Here is a 21,686-nt window from a genome sequence, read left to right as displayed (position 1 = left end):
GGGGCCGCGCGTGCTGACCTCCCTCGTCCTCGGGGCGGTGGGGATGAACGTCCTCGCCCTGGCGCTCGTGCTCGCACGGGGACCGGCGTTCCGGACCCGGGTCTACCGGCCCATGCTGCTCAACCTGGCCCTGTCGGTCGCACCGCTCGTCGTGCTCCTCGTGGCGCTCCTCGTCACGACGCTCGCCGCGGGGCTGGTCGCCCCCTGGCTCGGTGCTGCGCTCGGCGTCGTGCTGGGTCTGGCGTGGCTGCTGCTCCTGCCGAACTCCGGCTACCTCGTGACCGAGCTCAACCTCTCCCACCGCAAGGAGGGCGAGCAGGTCCCGCTCTGGTACGACATCGCGCTCGTGATCTCGCTCGCGATGTCGGGGGTGCTCAACACCGTGCTCGGGGTCTTCGTGGTGCAGGTCGAGTACGTGCTGCTGCGCTACGGCGACGCCGCGGGGCCGCTCGAGTCCGCCGACGCCCGGGGGCTCGTCGTCGTGATCCTGCTGCTCGTGGCGCTCGGCATGTACCTGGGCCGGTACGTGCGGCTCAACAGCTGGGACGTGCGGCACCCGTCGTCGCTCGTGGGCAAGGTCGGCGGGCACGTGCGCGAGGTCGGCGTGCTGCAGCCGGCGATGTTCACGCTGCTGTACGGGGCGTTCTTCGCCCTCATGTACCTCGCGGTGATCGGCCCCGTGATCGCCGGGCTCGTCGCGCTGGAGCAGCGCGGCTGAGCCCGGCGACCCGGGTCGACCAGGATCAGTCCCCCTTGACGTTCACGAGCTGGTGGAGCTCGTGCCGGATCTCGACGAGGCCGGCCGCGTCGGCCATGACCTGGTCGATGTCCTTGTAGGCGGCGGGGATCTCGTCGAGGAACGCGTCGGTGTCGCGGTACTCGATGCCGGCCATGGCCTCACGGAGCTGGTCGCGCGTGAACGTCCGGCGGGCGGCGGTGCGGGAGTACAGCCGTCCCGCACCGTGCGGGCTCGAGCAGAGCGAGCGCGGCTCCCCCTTCCCGACGACGACGTACGACGCGGTCCCCATCGAGCCCGGGATCAGCCCAGGCTCACCCGGGTAGGCGCGGATCGCTCCCTTGCGGGACACCCACACGTCCTTGCCGTAGTGCCGTTCCTTCTCCGTGAAGTTGTGGTGGCAGTTGACCTGCTCGGTCCGTTCGACGTCCGAGCCCATGTGCTCGGCGAGCTGCCGGACGACCCGGTCCATCATCTCCTCGCGGTTGAGGCGCGCGAACTCCTGGGCCCACCGCAGGTCGCGGATGTACGCCCAGAACTCGTCCGTGCCCTCGACGAGGTACGCGAGGTCCCGGTCGGGCAGCGGGATCCACCAGCGCTCGCAGAGCTCGGCCGCGACCTTGATGTGCCGCTGCGCGATCTTGTTGCCGACGCCCCGCGAGCCGGAGTGCAGGAAGAGCCACACCTGGCCGGTCTCGTCACTTGTTGCCTCAGCAAAGTGGTTTCCGCTGCCCAGGGATCCCAGCTGCAGGCGCCAGCTCCCCGTCACCGCGTCCGGGTCCACGCCCGACGACGCAGCCAGCGCCTCGAGCTCCTCGACCCTGGGCGCGGCTGTTGCGACGACCTTGCGGTTGTACGAACCGGCGGAGAGCGGGATCGCGCGCTCGATCGCCTGACGCAGGTCCGCGAGCGGCCCGGCCGCGCGGACCTCGTCCGCGGTCCACTGGGTACGGACCGCGATCATGCCGCAGCCGATGTCGACGCCGACCGCCGCGGGGATCACCACGCCAAGGGTCGGGATGACCGAGCCCACGGTCGCACCGCGGCCCAGGTGGGCGTCGGGCATGAGCGCGAGGTGCGGGTAGACGAACGGCATCGAGGCGGTGCGCTCGGCCTGCTCGCGCGTCGTCTGCTCGAGGACGGACGCCCAGCTCAGGAGCGTGGGCGTGAGCGCCGTCGGGAGGGCCGGGTCGTTCGAGGTCCGGGGTTCCGTGACCCCGGTGTGCTGCGTGGACATGGCGCCCGATCCTGCCAGGACGGCGACCGTGCCGCGAGAGCTTTCCCCAGGCATGCCGGCGCGCGGTCGCCAGACCTGCGGGACAGCTCGAGCACGGGGCCCTCCCCCCGAGCACGCTCCGTCCGTCCGTCAGCGTGCCGGACGGGCGGCGATCCCGCGGTCGGCGAGGAGTGGGTGCGCGTCACATCTCGGCGCGGCCGAGCCTCCAGTAGCCCATGAACGCGACGGCCTTGCGGTCGATCCCGCAGTCGCGGACGAGGTGGCGGCGCAGCGTGCGGATCACGGACGCCTCGCCGGCGAGCCACGCGTACAGCGGGGCGGTCGGCGCGAGCGGCGACCCGGCGTCGTCGACGGGGACCTCCCAGAGGAGCTCGCCGTCGATGTCGACCTCCGGGGGCTCCTCGCCGGTGCCGGCGCAGCCCGCGAGGATCCGGGCGGACGCGGCGCGCACGAGCGGGACGAGGCGCTCGCCGTGGGGGGCGCCGTCGCGCACGACCCAGGTGAGCGTGACGCCCGGGGGCACGACGAGGTCGAGGACGTCGTCGGCGCAGGGCACCTCGAGCAGGACCTCGCCCGTGACGGGGTGACCGTCGGCGACGCGGGTCGCGAGGTGCTCGAGGATCGCGGAGACGGCGGGGACGGCGGTCTCGTCGCCCACGACGAGGAAGGTGTCGGCGCCCGCGCCGGGCGTGAACTCGATCCCGCCGTAGGGGCCGCCGTGACGGCCGTTCGGACCCATGACGACGACCTGGTCGCCGGGGCGGGCCGCGAGCGCCCACCGGGCGGCTGGGCCGGTCTCGCCGTGGAGGGCGAAGTCGACGTCGACCTCGGCCGGCAGGCCGGGGATGCCGCGGCGGACGGACCGCACCGTGTAGGTGCGCAGGACGCAGCGGTGCTCGTCGGGCTGGGAGCGCCAGACCCCGTACCAGTCCTCGCCGCGGGGCAGGTGACGGTAGCCGCCCTCGGCGGCCGGCAGGACGAGCTTGATGCGCTGGTCGAGGCCGCCGGAGGCGAAGTCGTCGAGGTCGTCGCCGACGAAGGTGACACGCAGGAAGGTGGGGCTGAGCCGCTCGACCCGTGCGACGGTGACGTCGTAGAGACGCCAGGGGGTGGCGGCGGGCTCGGTGGTGACGTCGGGGCGGGTCGCGGTGTCGACACTCATCGGGCGGCGCCCTGGTCGGTCGTCGGCGCGGTGTGCTCCTGGGTCATGTAGGTGAGCCTAACCTGTGGTTGGCGGTATTACGCAAGAAGGTCGGCGCGAAAATGCGGTGTGGACCGGGTCACACCCCGCCCCATCCGTCAGCGCGCCGCGCGCGTGCGCCAGAGCAGCCAGACGAAGTACGGCGCGCCGACCAGCGCCGTCACCAGTCCTGCGGCGAGCTGCGAGGGAGCGACGACGGTCCGGCCGACGGTGTCGGCGACGCTCACGAGCAGCGCACCCAGCCCGACGGCGACAGGCAGGACGAGCCGGTGCCGCGCACCGACGAGCGCGCGGGCCGCGTGCGGCGCGACGAGGCCGACGAACCCGAGCGCCCCGACGGCGCACGCCGCGGCCGCGGTCAGGACGGCAGCGAGCACGAGGTAGCCGAGCCGGAGCCGGTCCAGGGACACGCCGAGGACGCGCGGCACGTCCTCGTCGAGCGCGACGAGGTCGAGGCTCCGCGCGCCCGCGAGGGCGAGCGGCAACCCGACGACGAGGCAGATCGCGACCGGCACGAGCTGGTCGAGCGTGCGCCCGTACGTCGAGCCGGACAGCCACGTCAGGGCGAGGCTGGTGTTCCACGGCGAGGCGCCGAGCACGATCAGCGTGGTGATCGCGCCCGCGGCCGCGCTGACCCCGACGCCGATCAGGACGAGGCGGTCGGACGACAGCCCACGGCCCCCGCCCTTCCCCGACCGCCGGCCGGCCGCGAGCCGGTACACGAGCGCGAAGGTGACGAGCGCGGCGAGGGTCGCGGCGCCCATGACGGGCCAGATCCCGACGCCGGGCACGAGCAGCACGACGGCGACCGCCCCGACGCTCGCGCCGGGCGTCACACCGAGGAGGCTGGGCTCGGCGAGCGGGTTGCGGCACACGGCCTGGACGATCGCGCCCGCGAGCGCCAGCGCGCCGCCGCCCAGCAGGGCCGCGAGGACCCGCGGCCAGCGCTGCTGCAGCACGAACGTGACCTCGTCCCCCGACAGCCCGCGCGCCCAGTTGGTGACGTCCCCCAGCAGCACGACGCGGTCGCCCAGCAGGAGCGCGGCGACGAACGCGACCACGAGCGCCACGACGAGCACGACGGCGACGCCGACCACCCAGGCCCGGGAGCGCACCGCTCCCCCGGCGCCGCGGGCGGTGCTCGCGGCGGCCGGGCCGCCGTCGCGCAGGCGCCGGGCGAGCCACACGAGCAGGCTCGCGCCGAACAGGGTCGTGACGACGCCCGTGGGGACGGAGATCGAGACGTCGGCCGGGACGACGAGCCGCAGGACGTCGTCGGCGGCGACCACGACGAGCGCGCCGACGAGCCCGGCGAACGGCAGGAGGAGCAGGTGGCGCCCGAGGCCGGGCACGCGCCTGGCGACGAGGCGCGCGACGACGGGAGCGCCGAGGCCCACGAAACCCATCGGGCCGGTCACGGTCACGGCGGCCGCGGACAGGAGCACGGCGAGGACGATCGCGACGACGCGGGTGCGGCGCACGTCGACGCCGAGGACGGTCGCGGTGTCGTCGCCGAGGCCGAGCACGTCGAGCCGGTGCGCGAGCACGAGGGTGGCCGCGACACCGATGCCGACGATCGGGGCGGCGAGCGCGACCTGGTGGGTGCCGGACTGGACGGTCGTGCCCGCACCCCACGCGAACAGCCCCGTCGTCTTCTCCTGGAACAGCATGAGCAGGACGGTGGTCAGCGCGTCGAGCGCGAGGGCGACGGCCGAGCCCGCGAGGATGAGCCGGGTCGGTCCGCCGGCGCCACCGCGCGCGACCGCGAGGACGAGCCCCGCGGCGGCCAGCCCGCCGACGAACGCCACGAGGCCGTTCGCGAAGAACGGCAGGGCCAGCCCGAACGCCGCGACCGCGACGACCGAGACGTACGCGCCCGCGTTCACGGCGAGCGTGTCCGGGGAGGCGAGCGGGTTGCGGGCGACCGACTGCAGCACGGTGCCCGCGACGCCGAGCGCGAGCCCGACGAGCAGGCCCGCGAGCAGGCGTGGGACGCGGCTGGCGACCAGGACCGCGACGGCGGTGTCCCGCGCCCCGTCGTCGGCGGACCACGGCCACACCGCACGCAGCAGCTCCCCCACGCCGAGGTGGGCCGTGCCCTGGGTCAGGTGCCACGCCGACAGGACGGCGAGCACGAGGAGGCCGGCGACGAAGACGCCCGCGACCCCGAGGACGCGCGAGCGCCCGCCCGGGCCGGCCCCGGACACGAGTCCTGCGGTGTCGGGGCGGCCCGGCGGGCGCTCGAGCGTCGTCACTGGGGGATCAGCTCAGCGCGTCGACGACGGCGTCGACGTAGCGCTCGGCGGACAGCGGGCCGCCGAACATCCAGATGCCGTCGGGGATGCGCTTGACGTTCCCGGCCGAGACGAACGGGAGCTGCTTCCAGACCTTGTTGTCCTTGAGGCCGACGGCGAACGGGTCGCCGCCGTCGTCGTCGCTCGCCGCGTACAGGAAGGTCGTGTCGGCGTCGGTGATCTTGGTCAGGCCCTCGACGTCGGTGGTGGCGAGGCCGTAGTCCTTGTCACCGCCGGTGGTCCACTGGTTCTTCAGGCCGAGCTCCTCGGCGATCCCCCCGAGGAACGAGCCCGGCGTGTACATGCGGACCGAGACGGTCCCGTTGTCGATCCAGCCGTCGGCCATGGTGAACGGCGCACCGGTCTTGCCGGCCTTCTCGAGGTCCGCCTTGGCGGCGTCGACCTTCGCGTCGAAGTCGGCCAGCACCTGGGTGCCCTTCGCCTCGGTGCCGGTCGCCTTCGCGAGCGTGGTGACCGTGCGGCGCATGTAGCCGATCGGGTCGGAGCCGTCCGAGCCGCGCAGCGCGAGCACCGGGACCTTCTTGGCGATCTGCTTGATGACGTTCTCGGGCAGGTCCGTCGTGGTGACGACGAGGTCCGGGTGGAGCGCGACGATCGCGTCGAGGCTCGGCTCGCCGCGCGTGCCGACGTCGGGCGTCGAGGCGTCGATCGGGGCCGAGGTGTCCCACGTGTTGTAGCCCTTGACGTCGGCCTCGCCGACCGGCTTCACGCCGAGCGCGACGAGGTTCTCGGTCAGGCCCCACTCGAGCGAGACGACCTTGGTCGCGGGCTCGTCGAGGTGGACGGTGCCCCGCTCGTCGGTCAGCTCGACGGGGCCGCTCGCGGTCGTCGTGGTGTCGGTCGGGGACCCGGCCGCGTCGGCGGGGTCCTCGGTCGTGCCGCACGCGGCCAGGGCGAGCGCGACGAGCGTCGCGGAGGCGACGGTCGCGGCCGCGAGGACGCGGCGACGGGCAGGGCGGCGGGCGGTCAGAGACACGGGGGTCCTTCGGTCGTGGTGAGGGAGGGGTCGTGGTGCGGGGCCGGGCCCGCGGAGGAGGTCAGGCAGGTGCCGGCACCGGGGCCGGGCGGGTGTGCCGGGCGGTGTGGCGCCCGACCGGGTGCGTGCGCACGCGGCCGCCGTCGTCGACGTGGACGTCGATGCGCAGCCCGTAGACCTCGGTGAGCAGGCCGGCCTGCAGCACCTCGGCGGGCGTGCCGTCGGCGCGGACGACGCCGGAGTGCAGCAGCACGACCCGGTCGGCGACCGCGGCGGCCTGGTCCAGGTCGTGGAGCACGACGCCGACAGCCACGCCGTGGACGTCCGCGAGGTCGCGGACGAGATCGAGGGTCTCGACCTGGTAGCGCAGGTCGAGGTAGGTGGTGGGCTCGTCGAGCAGGACGACGCCCGTGTCCTGCGCGAGGCACGTCGCGAGCCACACGCGCTGGAGCTCCCCGCCGGACAGCTCGTCGACGGGGCGGTCGGCCATCGCCGCGACCCCGGTGAGGACCATGGCCCGCTCGACGACGTCGCGACCTGCGGCGTCGCCGGTTCCGAACCGGCCGCGGTAGGGGTGACGCCCGTAGGCGACGACGTCGCGCACGCTGACGCCCGCGGGCGTGGGCCGGGACTGCGACAGGAGGGTCACGCGCCGCGCGAAGTCCTTGGCGTGCAGGGTGAGGGCGTCGAGCCCGGTCGGCCCCGCGGCGTCGTCGGCGAGCGTGACCGTGCCCGCGACGGGCGCGTGCAGGCGCGCGAGCGAGCGCAGGAGCGTCGACTTGCCGGACCCGTTGGGTCCGACGAGCGCCGTCACCTCGCCGGCACGCAGCGCGAGGCCGGCGCCGTGCACGACGGTGCGACCGTCGTACGCGAGCTCGAGGTCGGCGCCCGCGAGCGCGGGTAAGGATTGGCTCACGAAGGGGAGCCTAACCGAACCGGGTGGACTTTACGCAAGCCCCGTGTGTCGAAAAGCCGTGTGGCTCATCTCACCCGCACGACCACCTTGCCCCGGCCCTGCCCCGCCTCCACGAGACGGTGCGCCTCGGCCGCGTCCTCCAGCTCGAGCACCCGGTCCACGTGCACGGACAGCTCCCCCGCGTCCGCCAGGCGCGCCAGCTCCGCCAGGTCCGACGACGACGGCCGCACCCACGCGTACACGCCGCCGGGCAGGTCCCGTGCCGCCGCGTCGACGATCGACACCACGACGCCACCCGCCGCGAGGAGGTCCGGAGCCTGCGCGACGAGACCGTGGCCGGCGTAGTCGAGGACGACGTCCACGCCGTCGGGCGCCAGGGCCCGCACACGCCCCACGAGGCCGTCCCCGTGGGCGACCGGCTCGGCGCCGAGCCCACGCAGGTAGTCGAGGTTGCGCTCGGAGGCCGTACCGATCACGCGGGCGCCGACCGAGCGCGCGATCTGCACGGCGAACGACCCCACCCCTCCCGAGGCCCCGTGCACCAGGACGGTCTGCCCCGCACCCAGCCCCGCCCGGCGGATCGTCTGGAAGGCTGTCAGCCCGGCGAGCGGCACGCCGGCCGCCTCCTCGAACGAGAGCGCTGCAGGCTTGCGCGCGAGCGTCCGCACCGGCGCCGCGACGTACTCCGCGAACGTCCCGCCGTGCACCCAGTCCTTGCGCACGTAGCCGAACACCTCGTCGCCCACGGCGAGCTCGGGCACGTCCAGGCCGACGCGCTCGACGACGCCCGCCACGTCCCACCCCGGAACCACCGGGAACTGGGTGTCCATCAGGGCGTCGAGTCCGCCGGCGCGGACGTAGAGGTCCACCGGGTTCACGGCGGCCGCGCGGACCCGCACGAGGACCGAGTCCGGCCCCACGGCGGGGACCGGCTGGTCGGTGAGCTGCAGGACGTCGGCGCCGCCGTGGCGGTCGTAGGTGATGGCACGCATGTCCGGCGCAACCCGGCGCACCCGGCCCGGCATTCCCGCACGGCGTACGACCCGGGCGCGGGCTAGCGTCGGAAACGGGTCGAGGAAACGGCCCGTGTCCGTCCACGAGAGGGACCGCCATGCCGTCCGCCGAGCCGTCCACCGAGCCTTCCACCACCGACACCGCCCCCCTGCCGACCAGGCTCGCCGAGGCCGCGGCGACGTCGTCGCTGGCGTCCCGTCTGGTCGAGCCCCTCCAGCGGCTCGCCGACCTCGTGCCGCGCGGCGGCACCCTCGACTCCGTGCTCCGGGGGAAGCCGCTCGGGCACCCGCTCCACCCCGCGCTGAGCGACGTGCCCATCGGGCTGTGGACGTCCGCCGTCGTCCTCGACCTCTCCGGGCGCCGCTACGAACGGGCCGCGCGACGGCTCGTCGGCCTCGGTCTCCTGGCCGTCGCCCCGACCGCGCTCGCCGGGCTCGCCGACTGGCGCACGACCGAGCCGCCGGCCCGTGGCGCCGGTGCCGCGCACGCCGCGCTCAACAGCGCAGGGGCCGCCCTCCTCGCCGGCTCGTGGGTGGCCCGCCGCCGCGGGCACCGGGCGCGCGGCGTCCTGCTCGCCCTCGCCGGCACGGGCGCCGCGGGGGCGGGTGCCTACCTCGGCGGCCACCTCGTGTTCGTCGAGGACGTGCCCGACCGCGGGTGACCGGGCGGCGGCGCCTACCCGGCCCCCACGCCGCCGACGACGACCACGTCGAGCTCGCCGAGCAGGAACAGGAACGCGCGAGCGAACGGGTTGGCCGCCGTCCGGCGCGCGACCTCGTCCCAGTCGACCTGCTCACGCAGCGCCCGGGCGACCGCGAGCTGGGGCGCCAGGTCGCAGTAGTGCTCGGACAACGGCGTCAGCCGGGAGACCAGCAGCTCGGTCGCGGGCAGCACGGGGAGCCGAACCGACAGCACGTCGAGCTCGTCGGAGTCCTCGACGTCCGCCTCCGTGATCGGCTCCCCCGAGAGCCGCAGGATCACGTCGACCATCGCCTCGCCGCGGAACGCCTTGAAGAGCCAGTCCTCGGGCGGCTGCACGACGTCGAAGCCGGCGTCCGCGAGCGCCTCCCGAGCTGCGTCCGCGTGCCCGGGCGGGACGACGAAGTCGACGTCGTGCGACGGCTCGGGCGCGCCCCGGACCCAGGCGGCGAACCCACCGCACAGGGCGAACGGGACGTCGGCCTGCTTGAGCGCGACGCCCGCCGCCTTGAGCGCCTCGCGCAGCGCCGAGCCGTCCGGGCTGCCGCGTCCGGGCGGGTCCGCCGGCGTCGTGCTCTCGTCGGTCAATGCACACCTCAGTCGCGGGTAGGTGACGGCCAGGGTGCGACGGTAGGACGGCCGCGGACCCTTCGCACGCCGGGCGTCACGCCGTCCCCGCGGACGCGCGCGGGGCTGCCCGCGTTGCGAGGATCGAGGGGTGCGACTCGCGACGTTCAACATCCTCCACGGCCGCCAGGGTCCCCACGGCGAGGTCGACCTCGACCGGTTCGCGTCCGCCGTCGCCGGCCTCGACGCGGACGTCCTGGCGCTCCAGGAGGTGGACCGCGACCAGCCCCGCTCGCACGGCTCCGACCTCACGGCGATCGCCGCCGAGGCGATGGGCGCGGCCGAGCACCGGTTCGCGGCGACGCTGGCCGGCGAGCCCGGCGTCTGGACGGCGGCCACGGGCGACCTGCAGCCCGACACCGCGACCTACGGCATCGCGCTGCTCAGCCGGTTCCCCGTGCGGTCGTGGCGGCGGATCCGGCTGCCCGAGCCGCGCCGGCGTGTCCCGGTCCGGTTCCCGGGGCACCGCTGGCCGAGCCTCGTCCACGACGAGCCGCGCGCCGCGCTCGTGGCCGAGGTCGAGGCACCGCTCGGCCTGGTGACGGTCGCCGCGACGCACCTGAGCTTCGTGCCCGTCCGCAACCGCGGACAGCTGCGCCGGCTCGCGCGCGAGCTCCGCGACGTCCCCGGCCCCCTGGTCGTGCTGGGCGACCTCAACACGGCGGGCGACCGGCCGGCCCGCGCGACCGGGTGGACGCCGCTCGTCGACGCACCCACCTTCCCGGTCGTCGACCCGCGCGAACAGCTCGACCACGTCCTGACCGCGGGCGGACTGTGCGCCGCCGAGCCGGGTCGGTCGGTCGACACCGGGGTCTCCGACCACCGGGCGCTCGTCGTCGACGTCCGCGCCTGCTGACGGTCGACTCAGAGGGCGCGCCGCAGGGCGCTCCCGTCGAGGTGCTCGAGGAGGTCCGCCGGGTCGTCGTAGACCTCGACCGCGCCGGCGTCCCGCAGCTCGGCGGGACCGATGCCGCCGCAGCGCAGCGCGACGCACGGCAGCCCGGCCCGTGCCGCGGCCTGGACGTCCCACACGCTGTCGCCCACGAAGACCGCGCGCTCGGGGTCGACGCCGCCGCTGTCGAGCGCGGTGCGCACGGGCTCGGGGTGCGGCTTGGAGCGGTCGACGTCCTCGGCGGACGTCACGGCGTCGAGCACGTCGTCGAGGTCCAGCACGCGGCGGAGCGCCCCGAGGCTGTCGGGGGACGCGGAGGTCGCGAGGACGGTGCGCGCCCCGCGACGAGCGACGGCGCGGACGAGCTCGGCGGCCCCGCGCGTGCGCCGGAGCCGGTCGGTCGTCGCGTCGACCTCGCGCGCGTGCACGTCGGAGATCTCGTCGAACCGGGCGAGGCCCGCTTCGCCCACGACGTCCCCGACGAGCTCGCGCCCGGTGCGGCCGAGCGCGCGGTGCAGGCGCCACGACGGTGCGTCGAGACCCACGGACTGCAGCGCGCGCAGCCACGCGGCCACCTGCAGGTAGTTCGAGTCGACGAGCGTCCCGTCGACGTCGAACAGCACGCCGGGGGCCCGGTCACCGCCGCTCACGACGACGCCTTGCGGAGCTTCTCGAGCAGCGGACCGGCCGCCCGGTCGAGGAACTCCTGCTGGCCCTCGTCCCCGATCTGCACGAGGGCGACGTCGGTGAACCCGGCCTGCCAGTAGGCGGACACCGCCTCCACGATCGCGTCGAGGTCGGGACCGCACGGGATGGACCCCGCGACGTCGTCGGGCCGGACGAACGCGCTCGCCGACCGGAAGGCCTCGGTCGTCGGGAGGTTCGAGTTGACGGGCCAGCCGAGGCCGAACCAGCGGAACTGGTCGTGGGCGCGGGCGACCGCGCGGTCGCGGTCCGTGTCCCAGCAGATCGGGATCTGGCCGATCGCCCGGGTGGGCTCGAGGCCCAGGCCCGCGCGCTCGTCGTTCCAGGAGCTGACGAGGTCGCCGTCGGGCTCGGTCGCGACGAGGTGGTCCGCCAGCGGCGCGAACCGCTCGACCGACACGTCGCCCGAGACGGCGACCGCGATCTCGACCGGGTCGTCGGGCAGGTCCCACACGCGCGCCGAGTCGACCTGGAAGTGCTCCCCCTCCCACGAGACGTCGTCGCCCGTGAGCAGCCGGCGGACGATCTCGATCGCCTCGGCCAGCAGGTCGTGGCGCTCGCCCACCGCGGGCCAGCGCTCGCCGACGACGTGCTCGTTGAGGTTCTCGCCCGCGCCGAGCCCGAGGGTGAACCGGCCGTCGGAGAGCACGCCCAGCGTCCCGGCCTTCTGCGCGACGACGGCCGGGTGGTACCGGACGCTCGGGCAGGTCACGTACGTCATGAGGTCCACGCGCGACGTCGCCTGCGCGACCGCCCCCAGCAACGTCCAGGCGTACGGCGCATGGCCCTGCGTGTCAAGCCACGGGAAGAAGTGGTCGCTCGACACCTCGAAGTCGAAACCCACGTCCTCGGCGACCTGCGCGTAGCGCACGAGCTCCTTGGGGCCGGACTGCTCGGTCATGAGGGTGTAGCCGAAACGGGTCATGTCTCGATCGTGGGGCGGCGCGACCGGATACGCACCTGGCGCGCCTCAGTCGTCGACGGCAACCTCGATGCCGGTGTCCTCCCAGCCCTGCTCGCCGGCCCGCTGGAGCCGGACGAGCGCCCCGGGCTCCTGCCAGTTCTGGGCGAGCAGCTCGTCGAGCCGGGCGGGGGCCTCGTCGGCCGTGGCCTCGAACGTCGACCCGATCTGGTGGGCCGACTGCATCCCGCCCGACAGCACGGCGCGGTACGTGAAGGTGTCACTCATCCCTCGACGCTACGAACACCCTGAGCCCTGCGCACCCGGACGGGCGTCGGCATGCGTAACCAGGCGCGCTGCCTACCGTGGAGGGATGACGACGACGTCGGACGGCGAGGCGGGCCTGCGCACCATCACGACCACGGTCCCGGCGCGGCTGGACCGCCTGCCGTGGGCGCGGTGGCACTGGATGATCGTCGTAGGCCTGGGCACGGTATGGGTGCTCGACGGGCTCGAGGTCACGATCGTCGGCAACCTGTCAGCGGCGCTGAAGTCCTCGTCCCACGGCCTCGGGCTGACGAGCAGCGACATCGGCCTCGCCGGTGCCGTGTACGTCGCCGGCGCGTGCGTGGGCGCGCTGCTGTTCGGACAGCTCACCGACCGGTTCGGGCGCAAGAAGCTGTTCATGATCACGCTCGCCGTCTACCTCGTCGGCACGGTCGCGACCGCGTTCTCCGTCAGCCCCCTCATGTACTTCGCGTGCCGCGTCGTCACGGGGGCCGGCATCGGCGGCGAGTACGCGGCCGTGAACTCCGCCGTCGACGAGCTCATCCCCGCGCGCTACCGGGGCCGGACCGACATCGCGATCAACGGCTCCTACTGGCTGGGCGCGGCGGGCGGCGCGCTCGTGACGATCCCGCTGCTCGACCCGCACCTGGTCCCGGCCGGTCTCGGCTGGCGCGTGTGCTTCGCGCTGGGCGCGACGCTCGGGCTCGTCATCCTCTTCGTCCGGCGCAACGTCCCGGAGAGCCCCCGCTGGCTCTTCATCCACGGACGCGAGAAGGAGGGCGAGCAGATCGTCGGCGACATCGAGGACACGGTCGAGGAGCAGACCGGTGACGAGCTCGACCAGGTCGGCGACGACGACTCCCTGACGATCAAGCAGCGCCGTACGATCGGGCTCGGCCGGATCGCGCGCACCGTCTTCTCGGACTACCCGCGGCGCACCGTCCTGTGCCTCGCGCTGTTCGTCGGGCAGGCGTTCCTCTACAACGCGTTCTTCTTCACCTACGGCGACACCCTCCAGACGTTCCTCGGCGTGGGCCAGACCGGCGTCTACCTGGCCCTGTTCGCGGTCAGCAACTTCGTGGGGGCGCTCGTCCTGGGGCCGCTCTTCGACAAGGTCGGCCGGGTGAAGATGATCTCCGCGACCTACCTCGTCTCCGGCGTCCTGCTGGCCGTCGCGGGCGTGATGCTGGGCGACCTGACGGCTCTCACGCTGACGCTCTTCGGGATGGCGATCTTCTTCGTCGCGTCGGCGGGCGCGAGCTCCGCCTACCTCACCGCGAGCGAGGTCTTCCCCCTCGAGACGCGGGCCCTGTTCATCGCGTTCTTCTACGCCGTCGGGACGGCGATCGGTGGGATCACCGGTCCCCTCTTCTTCGGGCGTCTCATCGACTCCGCGAGCGGCCGGCACGACATCACGGGCATCGCCATCGGCTACTACGTCGGGGCGGTGCTCATGGTCGTGGGCGGGGTGGTCGCCATCTTCCTCGGCGTGGGGGCCGAGCAGAAGTCGCTCGAGGACGTCGCCACGCCCCTGACGGCGCAGGACGCGGACGACGGCGACTCCGGGGGGCAGGGCACGGCGGAGCAGGGCACGGGCGGTCCTTCTGCGAACGACGACGACCCGTCCTAGGTTGGAGGAGGTCGAGAAGCAGGCCGCACCCTTTCCTCTGCGAGGAGCTGCGCGATGCCCGACGAGACCCCCTTCCCCGCCCAGCAGCAGGAGCCCCCCGGGCTCACCGGCGCCATGTCGCCCGAGCCCGACCACGGCGAGCAGAGCTACGTCGGCCACGGCCGCCTCGACGGTCGCCGCGCACTCGTCACCGGCGGCGACTCCGGGATCGGCCGCGCGGTCGCGATCGCGTTCGCTCGCGAGGGCGCCGACGTCGCGATCGCGTACATGCCCGAGGAGCAGGAGGACGCCGAGGCGACCGCGCACTGGGTGCGCGAGGCCGGGCGGACCGTGGTGCTGCTCCCCGGCGACCTGCGCGACGAGCGATCGGCCCGCGACATCGTGGGCCAGGCGGCCGAGGAGCTCGGCGGGCTCGACGTGGTGGTCAACAACGCGGGCTTCCAGCAGGCCCGGCGCGAGTCGATCGACGACCTGACCACCCCCGAGCTCGACCGGGTGCTCAAGACCAACCTGTACGCGCTGTTCTGGATCACGCACGAGGCCCTGCGTCACCTCAAGGCCGGCAGCGCGATCATCAACGTGTCGTCGATCCAGGCGTACGAGCCGTCGCCCGCGCTCGTCGACTACGCCGCGACCAAGGCCGCGATCAACAACGTCACCGTGAACCTCGCCGCTCAGCTCGGCCCACGGGGCATCCGGGTCAACGCCGTGGCTCCCGGGCCGATCTGGACGCCGCTGCAGCCGGCGACGCAGCCGTCCGACCACGTCGAGAAGTTCGGGGCCGACACGCCCCTAGGACGCGCGGGCCAGCCGGCAGAGGTCGCCCCGGCGTTCGTCTTCCTGGCTTCCGAGGGGGACGCCAGCTACGTCTCGGGGACCGTGCTGGGCGTGACCGGCGGCAAGCCCGTCTTCTGACGGGCCCAGCCCTGCCCGCACCTGCACCGACGAGAGAAGGAGGAGCACCATGACCGAGGACCGCACCGACCCGCGCGACGCCATCCCCGCCACCCCGCCCGCACAGGACGGGGACCGCCTTACGACCGCGCAGGGCGCCCGGGTCGACGACACGGACCACTCGCTCACCGCCGGGCCACGCGGCCCGGTGCTGCTCGAGGACCACCACCTGCGCGAGAAGCTCACGCACTTCGACCACGAACGGATCCCGGAGCGCGTCGTGCACGCGCGAGGGGCGGGGGCGCACGGCGTCTTCCGCGCGTACGGGAACGCCGCGACCGTGACCAAGGCCGGCTTCCTCGCCGAGGAGGGCCGCGAGACCGAGGTCTTCGTCCGGTTCTCGACGGTGGCCGGCTCGCGCGGCTCGGCGGACACGGCACGCGACGTGCGCGGCTTCGCTGCGAAGTTCTACACGGCCGAGGGCACCTTCGACCTCGTCGGCAACAACTTCCCGGTGTTCTTCATCCAGGACGCCATCAAGTTCCCCGACATCATCCACGCCGCCAAGCCGCACGCGGACCGCGAGATCCCCCAGGCCCAGACCGCGCACGACACCTTCTGGGACTTCGTGTCCGCGCACACCGAGGCCACGCACATGGTGATGTGGGCCATGTCGGACCGGGCGATCCCGCGCAGCTATCGGACCATGGAGGGCTTCGGCGTCCACACGTTCCGCCTCGAGGCGGCCGACGGGTCCACGAGCCTGGTGAAGTTCCACTGGAAGCCGGTGCTGGGCGTGCACTCGCTCGTGTGGGAGGAGGCGCAGCTCGCCCAGGGCGCCGACCCGGACTTCCACCGCCGCGACCTGGCCGACGCGATCGAGTCCGGCGCGTACCCCCAGTGGGAGCTGGGCCTGCAGGTCATGCCCGACGACCCGTCGGAGACCTTCGAGGGCATCGACCTGCTCGACCCGACGAAGATCGTGCCCGAGGAGCTGTGCCCCGTGCAGAAGATCGGGACGCTGACCCTCACGGCCAACCCGACGAACTACTTCGCCGAGACCGAGCAGGTGGCCTTCCACCTCGGCCACCTCGTCCCGGGCATCCAGGTGACCAACGACCCGCTCCTGCAGGGCCGCCTCTTCTCCTACCTCGACACGCAGCTCACCCGGCTCGGCGGCCCGAACTTCTCGCAGCTGCCGATCAACCGCCCGCACGCCCCCGTGAACGACCTGCTGCGCGACGGCATGCACCAGAGCGCGATCCACGAGGGGATCACGACGTACGTGCCCAACGGCCTCGACGACGACCGCCCGACGCGCTCGCCGCAGGACGCGTTCGTCACCTACCCGACGCCCGTCGAGGGTGACAAGGGCCGCTGGCAGCCGGTGTCGTTCGAGGACCACACGACCCAGGCCCGGCTCTTCCTGGTCTCGCTGTCGCCGGTCGAGCGGGCGCACCTGCAGGACGCGTTCGTGTTCGAGCTCGGCAAGTGCACGGACGAGGGCGTGCGGGCCCGCGAGGTCGCACTCCTGGCCCGCGTCGACGGCGACCTCGCGGCAGCCGTCGCGGCCGAGCTCGGCCTGCCGGCCCCGGAACCGCGGGACGTGCCCGACGTCGCCCCCTCCCCTGCGCTGTCGCAGCGGCCGGCGGAGCCCGGGCGGGTCGACGGCCGGGTCGTCGGCGTGCTCGCGACCGACGGCGCCGACCTCGAGGTCGCGGGTGCGCTGGTCGACGTGCTCGACCCCGAGCACGTCGTCGTCCGGGTCGTCGCGGACCACGGCGGGACGGTGTCCGGGGCGGGCGGGGCCGGCCTCGCCGTCGACCGGACCCTGCCCACCACCCGGTCGATCGAGTACGACGCCGTCGTGGTCCCGCCGGGCGTGGCGGGCACCGCGCTCGCCGCCGACGGCCGCGTCGCCGTCCTGCTGCAGGAGGCGTACCGGCACGGCAAGGCGATCGCCGCCGTCGGCGACGGGACCGACGTGCTCGCCGCCGCGGGCGTGCCGCTCGACGCCCCGGGCGTGCTGACGACCGACGGCGCCGGCGCCCTCGCAGCGCCGCTGCGCGAGGCGCTGGGGCTGCATCGCTCGTGGGAGCGGCTCGCCCGGCTCGCGGGCGTCACGGACGCACCGGCCCCGCAGCCGGCGGGCTAGGACCGCGTCGCGGACGACGACGCGGTGCCACCGCAGGCACGCTCCACCACGTCTGCGGCGAGATCGCGCACCGGGACGTTCCGTTCCATCGACAGCCGCCGGAGGCGGTCGAACGCCGCCTCCGGCGAGGTCTGCCACGCCGCCGCGAGGAGTCCCTTCGCCTGCTCGATCGTGGCGCGGGTCTCGACCGACCGCCGGATCTGCTCGTCGGCGAGCTGCGCCGCGGCGGCCGCGACCTGCGCGGTCACGTCGACGACCGTCCCGGTGAGCCGACCGGGGCCCTCGACGTCGGGCTCGGCGCGGCCGGTCACCACGACATGGCGGGTGACCCCGTTCGCCGCGAGGATCCGGTGGACCGAGACGAACGAGCCTCGCTCGAGCCAGGCCTCGACCAGGGCCGTACGGAACCGCTCCCGGTCGCCCGGATGCTTGTGCGCGAGCACCAGGCGGGTCGTGGGGACGACCTCCCCCGGCTCGAAGCCGTGGATCCGGTAGGTCTCGTCGGACCACCACCACGCGCCCGTCGCCACCTCGAGGGAGAAGCGGCCCGACCTGGCGGGGACCGCGGGCCCACCGGAAGCGGGACGGACGACGAGATCGTCGTCCTCTGCGGGGATCGAGCTGTGCGCGAGACTCATGTCTTCGACCTCGAAGGGCTCCGTGCGTGGGGCCGTGACTTGGCCGCGCGCACGACGGTACGGACCGAACGACGGCGTAGCAACCGCAGACCTCCTCAGGACCGTTCGCTCAGCCGTTGCGGGTGTGCCGCGTCCTCTCCGAGGGCGCCCCGCAGCCACCCGGAGGACGACGGGTCGGCCACGGCGCGCGCGGCCTCCAGGACGTCGTCCGCGACCGTCCGGACGCGGACGTTCCGCTGCTGCGACGCCTCGCGCAGGACGTCGAAGGCCTCCTCGGCGACCAGCCCTCGAGCGAGCGTCAGCACACCCTTCGCCTGGTCGATCGCGCTGCGCGACGCCAACGCCTGCTCGAGCTGGACGTCGGCGCGCCGGCGGGCGAGCTCGTTCACGACCGCGTCGAGGATCACGACCGTCCCCCGGACCGGGCGGCACCCGTCCAGGGTTTCCCCGACGGCCTCGAGGCTCAGCGCTACGGCGCGGGTGCGTCCGTCGAACCCGACCAGCCGGCTCACGCACGCCGCCGGGCCGTGGCCCGTCGCCACCCGCTCGATCAGGGCCGCGACCTGCGCTCGTTCGTCGCTGCGCTGGTGGGCGAGGAGCAGAGCGAGCGTCGGGACGACCTCCCCTCGCGTCAGGGCGTGCACCGTGAACATGCCGTCCGACCACCAGCACCGTCCGGTCCGGGTGTCGACCTCGAACCACCCCGACGTGAGCTCCGGGCTCGGGCGCACGTCGCGCGACGGCCCTGCGCCGAGGACGGAGCGCACGCGCTCGCCGGGCACGTCGAACGCAGCCTCACTCGTCATCGTTCGTCCTTCTCGCCCGCGCCGCGGCGGGTGCCACGCCCCCTGGCAGATTGGCTGCTCAACCTGCGGGAACCTCCGGGCTCGGCCCGGGACCGCAAAGCCTACCGGCAGACGCCCACACGCAGGTCACGGGCCTGCGCGTGCACCGATCCCGAGCGGCGCTACGATCCGTGGCATGGGCACGGAGCAACCGGAGGTCGAGCACGAGCAGGCGCTCGCGGTCGGGACCAGCCCGAGCGTCGGCAGGTTCCGCCTCGACCTCGCAGACGACAGCTGGTGGTGGTCGGACGAGATCTACGCGATGCACGGCTTCGAGCGAGGCGAGGTCGTCCCGTCGACCGAGCTCATGGCGACCCACAAGCATCCCGACGACCGCAAGGACGTCGATCACGTGGTGCGCAACGCCGTCAGCGACCGGGAGCCGTTCAGCTCGGTGCACCGCATCGTGGACGCGCACGGCGCGGTCCGCACCGTCGCCGTGGTGGGCCGCGCGGAGCTCGACGACGCAGGCGACCCCACCGCCGTGACCGGGTACTTCGTGGACCTCACCGCCGCCCAGCAGAGCGCCGGCCAGGCGCAGGCGACCGAGGCCATCCGTGCCGCGGCGGCGAGCCGCGGCACCATCGAGCAGGCGAAAGGCATCGTCATGGCGGCACGGGGCGGGGACGCCAACGCGGCGTTCGACGTGCTGCGCGAGACCGGTTCTCGCCGGGAGACCCGGCTGCGCGTCGTCGCCGAAGAGCTCGTCGCTGCCGTCGCCCACCGCTCCGCCGACGACGGACCGCTCACCGCCGACGAGCTCGACCGGCTCCTGGCCGAGGCGGGCTGACCCGCCTGCCTCAGATCGTCGCCACCGACCCGCCGTCGACCCGCCAGTTCGACCCGAGGACGAAGCTCGCGCGCTCCGAGCACAGCCAGGCGATCACCGCGGCGACCTCCTCCGGCTCGCCGCGCCGTCGTGCCTCGATGCCCGGACGCTCCTCGGCCAGGAACGAGGCGACGGCCTCGTCGAACGACTCGCCGCGCTCGTCCGCCCGCTCACGCATCATCGCGTCGGTCATCGGCGTCGCCACGAACGCCGGCGAGACCGCGTTCACGAGCACGCCGTCGCCGCCGTACGCCTTCGCCAGGCCCTTGGCGAGCGCGAGCACGCCGGCCTTGGACGCGCAGTAGGGCAGCTCGTCGGCATACGGCTGGACCGCGTCCTCCGAGGCGAGCAGCACGATCCGGCCCCGGCCGCGTTCGCGCATCGACGGCAGGAACGTCCGGACCGTGCGCGCCGCCGCGACCAGATCCGTCTCGAGCGTGGACCGCCAGCCGTCGTCGTCGATCTCGAGGAAGTCGCCCGTCGCGCCGGTCACACCGGCCGCGTGCACGAGGATCTCGGGGTCCCCGAACGCCTCGCGGGCACGGCGTGCGAGTTCTTCGACGTCCGCGAGGACGGTGAGGTCCGCGGGCACGCCCACCACCGCGTCGGACGAGCCCGCGGCGCGCAGCCTCGTCACGGCGTCGCCGAGCGCGTCACCGTCCCTGTCGGTCAGCACGACTCTCGCGCCCTCCGCGAGCAGCTCGCGGGCGGCCGCGAAACCGATCCCCGAGTCCCCTCCGGTGACGAGCGCGACGCGCCCTTCGATGCCCAGGTCCATGTGTCGTCCTTCCGTCGGGCCCGCCGTCACGGCCGGGCGATCAGCTCTCGCGGTCAGTCTCGAAGACCTGCCCGTAGCGGGCCTCCGCCTCGCCGAGGACGGCGTCGTCCAGCACGGCCACGGGGTGGACGGCCACGAGCAGCGGCTCGCAGTCCGGTCCGCGCCCGGAGACCTCACCCGTGAGCAGCCACGCGTGCCTGCCCTCGACGGCCAGGGACGTGGACCGCGAGAGCTGCCGTGCCACCCAGTGCTCGACGGGGCGGTCCCACCACGGCTCGGGATCCAAGGGGTTGACGCTCAGCCCCGGCAGCACGCAGCCGCTCTCGTGGTCGCAGCTCACCGTGCACCGGTCGACCGCGGGCCCGTCGCTCACCCGGACGTACAACGGTGCGTGCGTGCGCTCGACGGCTCTCACGACCTCGTCGAGCGCGACGAGCCGCCGCAGCCCTTCCAGCCCCGTGGGGTGCGGCGACGCTGCCCCACGGTCTTGCGCCGCGTCGCGGGGCTCGGCCGCCCGTGGTGCGGCCGGCCCCCCGAGGTCGACGGCCATCAGCCCGCCCGGCGGGTGATGCGCCGGGCCAGTCGTGCCCCGTTGTCGTGCCGGCTCCCGGGCCGGACGGCGTCCAGAGCCTCGGTGGCGGCGGCCGGGCCGTCGCCCGGACCGCGCTTCGCGAGCCGGGCGAGCACCTGGCGCGCGGCGTCCGCGACCGGGACCTCGGCGGTCTCCGCGGCGTGGCTGAGCGCCTGTCCGGCCTCTGTCGCGTCCAGGCCGGCGAGCACCATGAGCGCACCCACGGCCCGCTCGACGACGGCGCCCGTCGCCATGGCGCGGGTCACGGCCCGGTCGGCCTCCCGCTCGACGGCGTCGTGCACGACGGACGAGACGTCCACCGCGTACCCGCCGATCTCACCCACGACACCCGTGCCGGGGCTACGACGAGGGTCGCCGATGACGAGGACGGTGCGCGCACGCCCCCGAGCGTCGACGATCCGGTGCGCCGCCGCGAACAGCCGCCCGCGGCGGGCCGCGTCGAGGGTCGAAGGTGCGACCTTGGCGTCGTCGGGGTGGACGCGCGAGCGCAGCTCGGCCAGGCCTCCGAACGCGTCGAGCGGCGCGCGGCCGTGAATAGCCTCCAGCTCGGGCGACCACAGGCATGCCCCGGACTCGAGGTCGACACGGTAGCGGCCCGCGAGCAGCGACGTCCCTGCGCCGAGGGCGGCCGCGGCGTCGGCGGGCGTGATGGTCCCGGCGCCCGCGACGTCAGCACGAGGGGTGCGGGCGGCAGGCGTGGACCTTGCGGAGGTGGTGGTGGTCATCGTCAGCTCCATACAGCGGGCTGGAAAGGGGCCACTTCTCGACTCCTGCGACCACGCTACCCCGACGAGAGCGGGTCGGCACCGGCAGGACCA

22 protein-coding genes are annotated in these 21,686 nt (G+C 74.3%); 7 read left to right on the top strand and 15 right to left on the bottom strand.

The window, feature by feature from the left end; translation table 11 throughout:
- Window positions 1-10: 10 nt before the first annotated feature.
- Window positions 11-718 (top strand): DUF1361 domain-containing protein, encoded by a 708-nt coding sequence (locus KDY119_RS08190; RefSeq protein WP_051136572.1) that lies wholly within the window; start codon window positions 11-13, stop codon window positions 716-718.
- A 25-nt stretch (window positions 719-743) separates the two neighbouring features.
- Here KDY119_RS08190 and KDY119_RS08185 read toward each other — a convergent pair whose 3' ends face one another.
- The 6 genes from KDY119_RS08185 to KDY119_RS08160 form a co-directional block, all read right to left on the bottom strand.
- A complete protein-coding gene (locus KDY119_RS08185; RefSeq protein WP_083890852.1) occupies window positions 744-1,973 on the bottom strand; it encodes an RtcB family protein in 1,230 nt (409 codons plus the stop codon).
- Between the two features lie 181 nt (window positions 1,974-2,154).
- A complete protein-coding gene (locus KDY119_RS08180) occupies window positions 2,155-3,135 on the bottom strand; it encodes a siderophore-interacting protein (protein WP_036950410.1) in 981 nt (326 codons plus the stop codon).
- Window positions 3,136-3,272: 137 nt separating this feature from the next.
- Window positions 3,273-5,429, bottom strand: a complete 2,157-nt coding sequence (locus tag KDY119_RS08175) for an iron ABC transporter permease (protein WP_153022178.1) — start codon at window positions 5,427-5,429, stop codon at window positions 3,273-3,275.
- Between the two features lie 7 nt (window positions 5,430-5,436).
- Window positions 5,437-6,459: an ABC transporter substrate-binding protein gene (locus tag KDY119_RS08170; RefSeq protein ID WP_153022706.1), complete on the bottom strand. Its 1,023-nt coding sequence runs from the start codon at window positions 6,457-6,459 to the stop codon at window positions 5,437-5,439.
- 67 nt (window positions 6,460-6,526) lie between these two features.
- Window positions 6,527-7,381 carry an ABC transporter ATP-binding protein gene (locus tag KDY119_RS08165; protein ID WP_153022177.1) on the bottom strand — a complete coding sequence of 285 codons (855 nt, stop codon included), beginning with the start codon at window positions 7,379-7,381 and terminating at the stop codon, window positions 6,527-6,529.
- 65 nt (window positions 7,382-7,446) lie between these two features.
- Window positions 7,447-8,373 (bottom strand): NADP-dependent oxidoreductase, encoded by a 927-nt coding sequence (locus KDY119_RS08160; RefSeq protein WP_036950415.1) that lies wholly within the window; start codon window positions 8,371-8,373, stop codon window positions 7,447-7,449.
- A gap of 119 nt (window positions 8,374-8,492) precedes the next feature.
- On the opposite strand from KDY119_RS08160, the gene KDY119_RS08155 reads away from it, so the two are divergent.
- Entirely contained in the window at window positions 8,493-9,056 is a 564-nt protein-coding gene (locus KDY119_RS08155; RefSeq protein ID WP_153022176.1) for a DUF2231 domain-containing protein, read from the top strand.
- Window positions 9,057-9,070: 14 nt separating this feature from the next.
- Here the strand turns inward: KDY119_RS08155 and KDY119_RS08150 are convergent, their stop codons facing one another.
- Window positions 9,071-9,682 carry a nucleotidyltransferase family protein gene (locus tag KDY119_RS08150; RefSeq protein ID WP_227994574.1) on the bottom strand — a complete coding sequence of 204 codons (612 nt, stop codon included), beginning with the start codon at window positions 9,680-9,682 and terminating at the stop codon, window positions 9,071-9,073.
- Window positions 9,683-9,812: 130 nt separating this feature from the next.
- Between KDY119_RS08150 and KDY119_RS08145 the strand changes: the two genes are divergently transcribed.
- Entirely contained in the window at window positions 9,813-10,577 is a 765-nt protein-coding gene (locus KDY119_RS08145; protein WP_153022175.1) for an endonuclease/exonuclease/phosphatase family protein, read from the top strand.
- An 8-nt stretch (window positions 10,578-10,585) separates the two neighbouring features.
- On the opposite strand, the gene KDY119_RS08140 is transcribed toward KDY119_RS08145, so the two are convergent.
- The 3 genes from KDY119_RS08140 to KDY119_RS08130 are packed head-to-tail and all read right to left on the bottom strand — an operon-like array spanning window position 10,586 to window position 12,507.
- Entirely contained in the window at window positions 10,586-11,263 is a 678-nt protein-coding gene (locus KDY119_RS08140; protein ID WP_036950419.1) for an HAD family hydrolase, read from the bottom strand.
- On the bottom strand, window positions 11,260-12,243 hold the full coding sequence (locus KDY119_RS08135) for a TIGR03557 family F420-dependent LLM class oxidoreductase (RefSeq protein WP_036950421.1): 984 nt from the start codon (window positions 12,241-12,243) through the stop codon (window positions 11,260-11,262). Before KDY119_RS08135 ends, KDY119_RS08140 begins: the two co-directional genes overlap by 4 nt.
- 45 nt (window positions 12,244-12,288) lie before the next feature.
- On the bottom strand, window positions 12,289-12,507 hold the full coding sequence (locus KDY119_RS08130) for a hypothetical protein (protein WP_036950423.1): 219 nt from the start codon (window positions 12,505-12,507) through the stop codon (window positions 12,289-12,291).
- 85 nt (window positions 12,508-12,592) lie between these two features.
- On the opposite strand from KDY119_RS08130, the gene KDY119_RS08125 reads away from it, so the two are divergent.
- The 3 genes from KDY119_RS08125 to KDY119_RS08115 are packed head-to-tail and all read left to right on the top strand — an operon-like array spanning window position 12,593 to window position 17,186.
- Entirely contained in the window at window positions 12,593-14,137 is a 1,545-nt protein-coding gene (locus KDY119_RS08125) for an MFS transporter (protein WP_051136573.1), read from the top strand.
- Between the two features lie 54 nt (window positions 14,138-14,191).
- Entirely contained in the window at window positions 14,192-15,052 is an 861-nt protein-coding gene (locus KDY119_RS08120; protein WP_036950425.1) for a glucose 1-dehydrogenase, read from the top strand.
- Window positions 15,053-15,101: 49 nt separating this feature from the next.
- Entirely contained in the window at window positions 15,102-17,186 is a 2,085-nt protein-coding gene (locus KDY119_RS08115) for a catalase (protein ID WP_153022174.1), read from the top strand.
- Here KDY119_RS08115 and KDY119_RS08110 read toward each other — a convergent pair.
- Window positions 17,183-17,824, bottom strand: a complete 642-nt coding sequence (locus KDY119_RS08110; protein WP_051136575.1) for a PAS and ANTAR domain-containing protein — start codon at window positions 17,822-17,824, stop codon at window positions 17,183-17,185. The two genes, KDY119_RS08115 and KDY119_RS08110, sit on opposite strands and share 4 nt — an antisense overlap.
- A 95-nt stretch (window positions 17,825-17,919) precedes the next feature.
- Window positions 17,920-18,630, bottom strand: coding sequence for an ANTAR domain-containing protein (locus tag KDY119_RS08105; protein ID WP_036950427.1), 711 nt, complete (start codon window positions 18,628-18,630; stop codon window positions 17,920-17,922).
- 175 nt (window positions 18,631-18,805) lie between these two features.
- Between KDY119_RS08105 and KDY119_RS08100 the strand changes: the two genes are divergently transcribed.
- Window positions 18,806-19,459: a PAS and ANTAR domain-containing protein gene (locus tag KDY119_RS08100; RefSeq protein WP_036950429.1), complete on the top strand. Its 654-nt coding sequence runs from the start codon at window positions 18,806-18,808 to the stop codon at window positions 19,457-19,459.
- A gap of 10 nt (window positions 19,460-19,469) precedes the next feature.
- Here KDY119_RS08100 and KDY119_RS08095 read toward each other — a convergent pair whose 3' ends face one another.
- The 3 genes from KDY119_RS08095 to KDY119_RS08085 are packed head-to-tail and all read right to left on the bottom strand — an operon-like array spanning window position 19,470 to window position 21,593.
- Entirely contained in the window at window positions 19,470-20,276 is an 807-nt protein-coding gene (locus KDY119_RS08095; RefSeq protein WP_036950430.1) for an SDR family NAD(P)-dependent oxidoreductase, read from the bottom strand.
- Between the two features lie 40 nt (window positions 20,277-20,316).
- Complete coding sequence (locus tag KDY119_RS08090; RefSeq protein WP_227994573.1) at window positions 20,317-20,826, bottom strand: DUF6098 family protein; 510 nt, start codon at window positions 20,824-20,826, stop codon at window positions 20,317-20,319.
- Entirely contained in the window at window positions 20,826-21,593 is a 768-nt protein-coding gene (locus KDY119_RS08085) for a PAS and ANTAR domain-containing protein (protein ID WP_194174382.1), read from the bottom strand. Before KDY119_RS08085 ends, KDY119_RS08090 begins: the two co-directional genes overlap by 1 nt.
- Window positions 21,594-21,686 lie beyond the last annotated feature (93 nt).

Source organism: Luteimicrobium xylanilyticum, from assembly GCF_009429125.1.
In the GTDB taxonomy this organism is placed as follows: domain Bacteria; phylum Actinomycetota; class Actinomycetes; order Actinomycetales; family Cellulomonadaceae; genus Luteimicrobium; species Luteimicrobium xylanilyticum.
Note: the sequence above shows the minus strand (reverse complement) of the source record. Positions and strands in the feature narration are given on the sequence as shown.

What these genes read in the sequence shown, in the direction of transcription:
- KDY119_RS08185 (WP_083890852.1), bottom strand. Translation starts at nt 1,973, where the DNA reads ATGTCCACGCAGCACACCGGGGTCACGGAACCCCGGACCTCGAACGAC.
- KDY119_RS08180 (WP_036950410.1), bottom strand. Translation starts at nt 3,135, where the DNA reads ATGAGTGTCGACACCGCGACCCGCCCCGACGTCACCACCGAGCCCGCC.
- KDY119_RS08160 (WP_036950415.1), bottom strand. Translation starts at nt 8,373, where the DNA reads ATGCGTGCCATCACCTACGACCGCCACGGCGGCGCCGACGTCCTGCAG.
- KDY119_RS08155 (WP_153022176.1), top strand. Translation starts at nt 8,493, where the DNA reads ATGCCGTCCGCCGAGCCGTCCACCGAGCCTTCCACCACCGACACCGCC.
- KDY119_RS08135 (WP_036950421.1), bottom strand. Translation starts at nt 12,243, where the DNA reads ATGACCCGTTTCGGCTACACCCTCATGACCGAGCAGTCCGGCCCCAAG.
- KDY119_RS08130 (WP_036950423.1), bottom strand. Translation starts at nt 12,507, where the DNA reads ATGAGTGACACCTTCACGTACCGCGCCGTGCTGTCGGGCGGGATGCAG.
- KDY119_RS08125 (WP_051136573.1), top strand. Translation starts at nt 12,593, where the DNA reads ATGACGACGACGTCGGACGGCGAGGCGGGCCTGCGCACCATCACGACC.
- KDY119_RS08120 (WP_036950425.1), top strand. Translation starts at nt 14,192, where the DNA reads ATGCCCGACGAGACCCCCTTCCCCGCCCAGCAGCAGGAGCCCCCCGGG.
- KDY119_RS08115 (WP_153022174.1), top strand. Translation starts at nt 15,102, where the DNA reads ATGACCGAGGACCGCACCGACCCGCGCGACGCCATCCCCGCCACCCCG.
- KDY119_RS08110 (WP_051136575.1), bottom strand. Translation starts at nt 17,824, where the DNA reads ATGAGTCTCGCGCACAGCTCGATCCCCGCAGAGGACGACGATCTCGTC.
- KDY119_RS08105 (WP_036950427.1), bottom strand. Translation starts at nt 18,630, where the DNA reads ATGACGAGTGAGGCTGCGTTCGACGTGCCCGGCGAGCGCGTGCGCTCC.
- KDY119_RS08100 (WP_036950429.1), top strand. Translation starts at nt 18,806, where the DNA reads ATGGGCACGGAGCAACCGGAGGTCGAGCACGAGCAGGCGCTCGCGGTC.
- KDY119_RS08095 (WP_036950430.1), bottom strand. Translation starts at nt 20,276, where the DNA reads ATGGACCTGGGCATCGAAGGGCGCGTCGCGCTCGTCACCGGAGGGGAC.
- KDY119_RS08090 (WP_227994573.1), bottom strand. Translation starts at nt 20,826, where the DNA reads ATGGCCGTCGACCTCGGGGGGCCGGCCGCACCACGGGCGGCCGAGCCC.
- KDY119_RS08085 (WP_194174382.1), bottom strand. Translation starts at nt 21,593, where the DNA reads ATGACCACCACCACCTCCGCAAGGTCCACGCCTGCCGCCCGCACCCCT.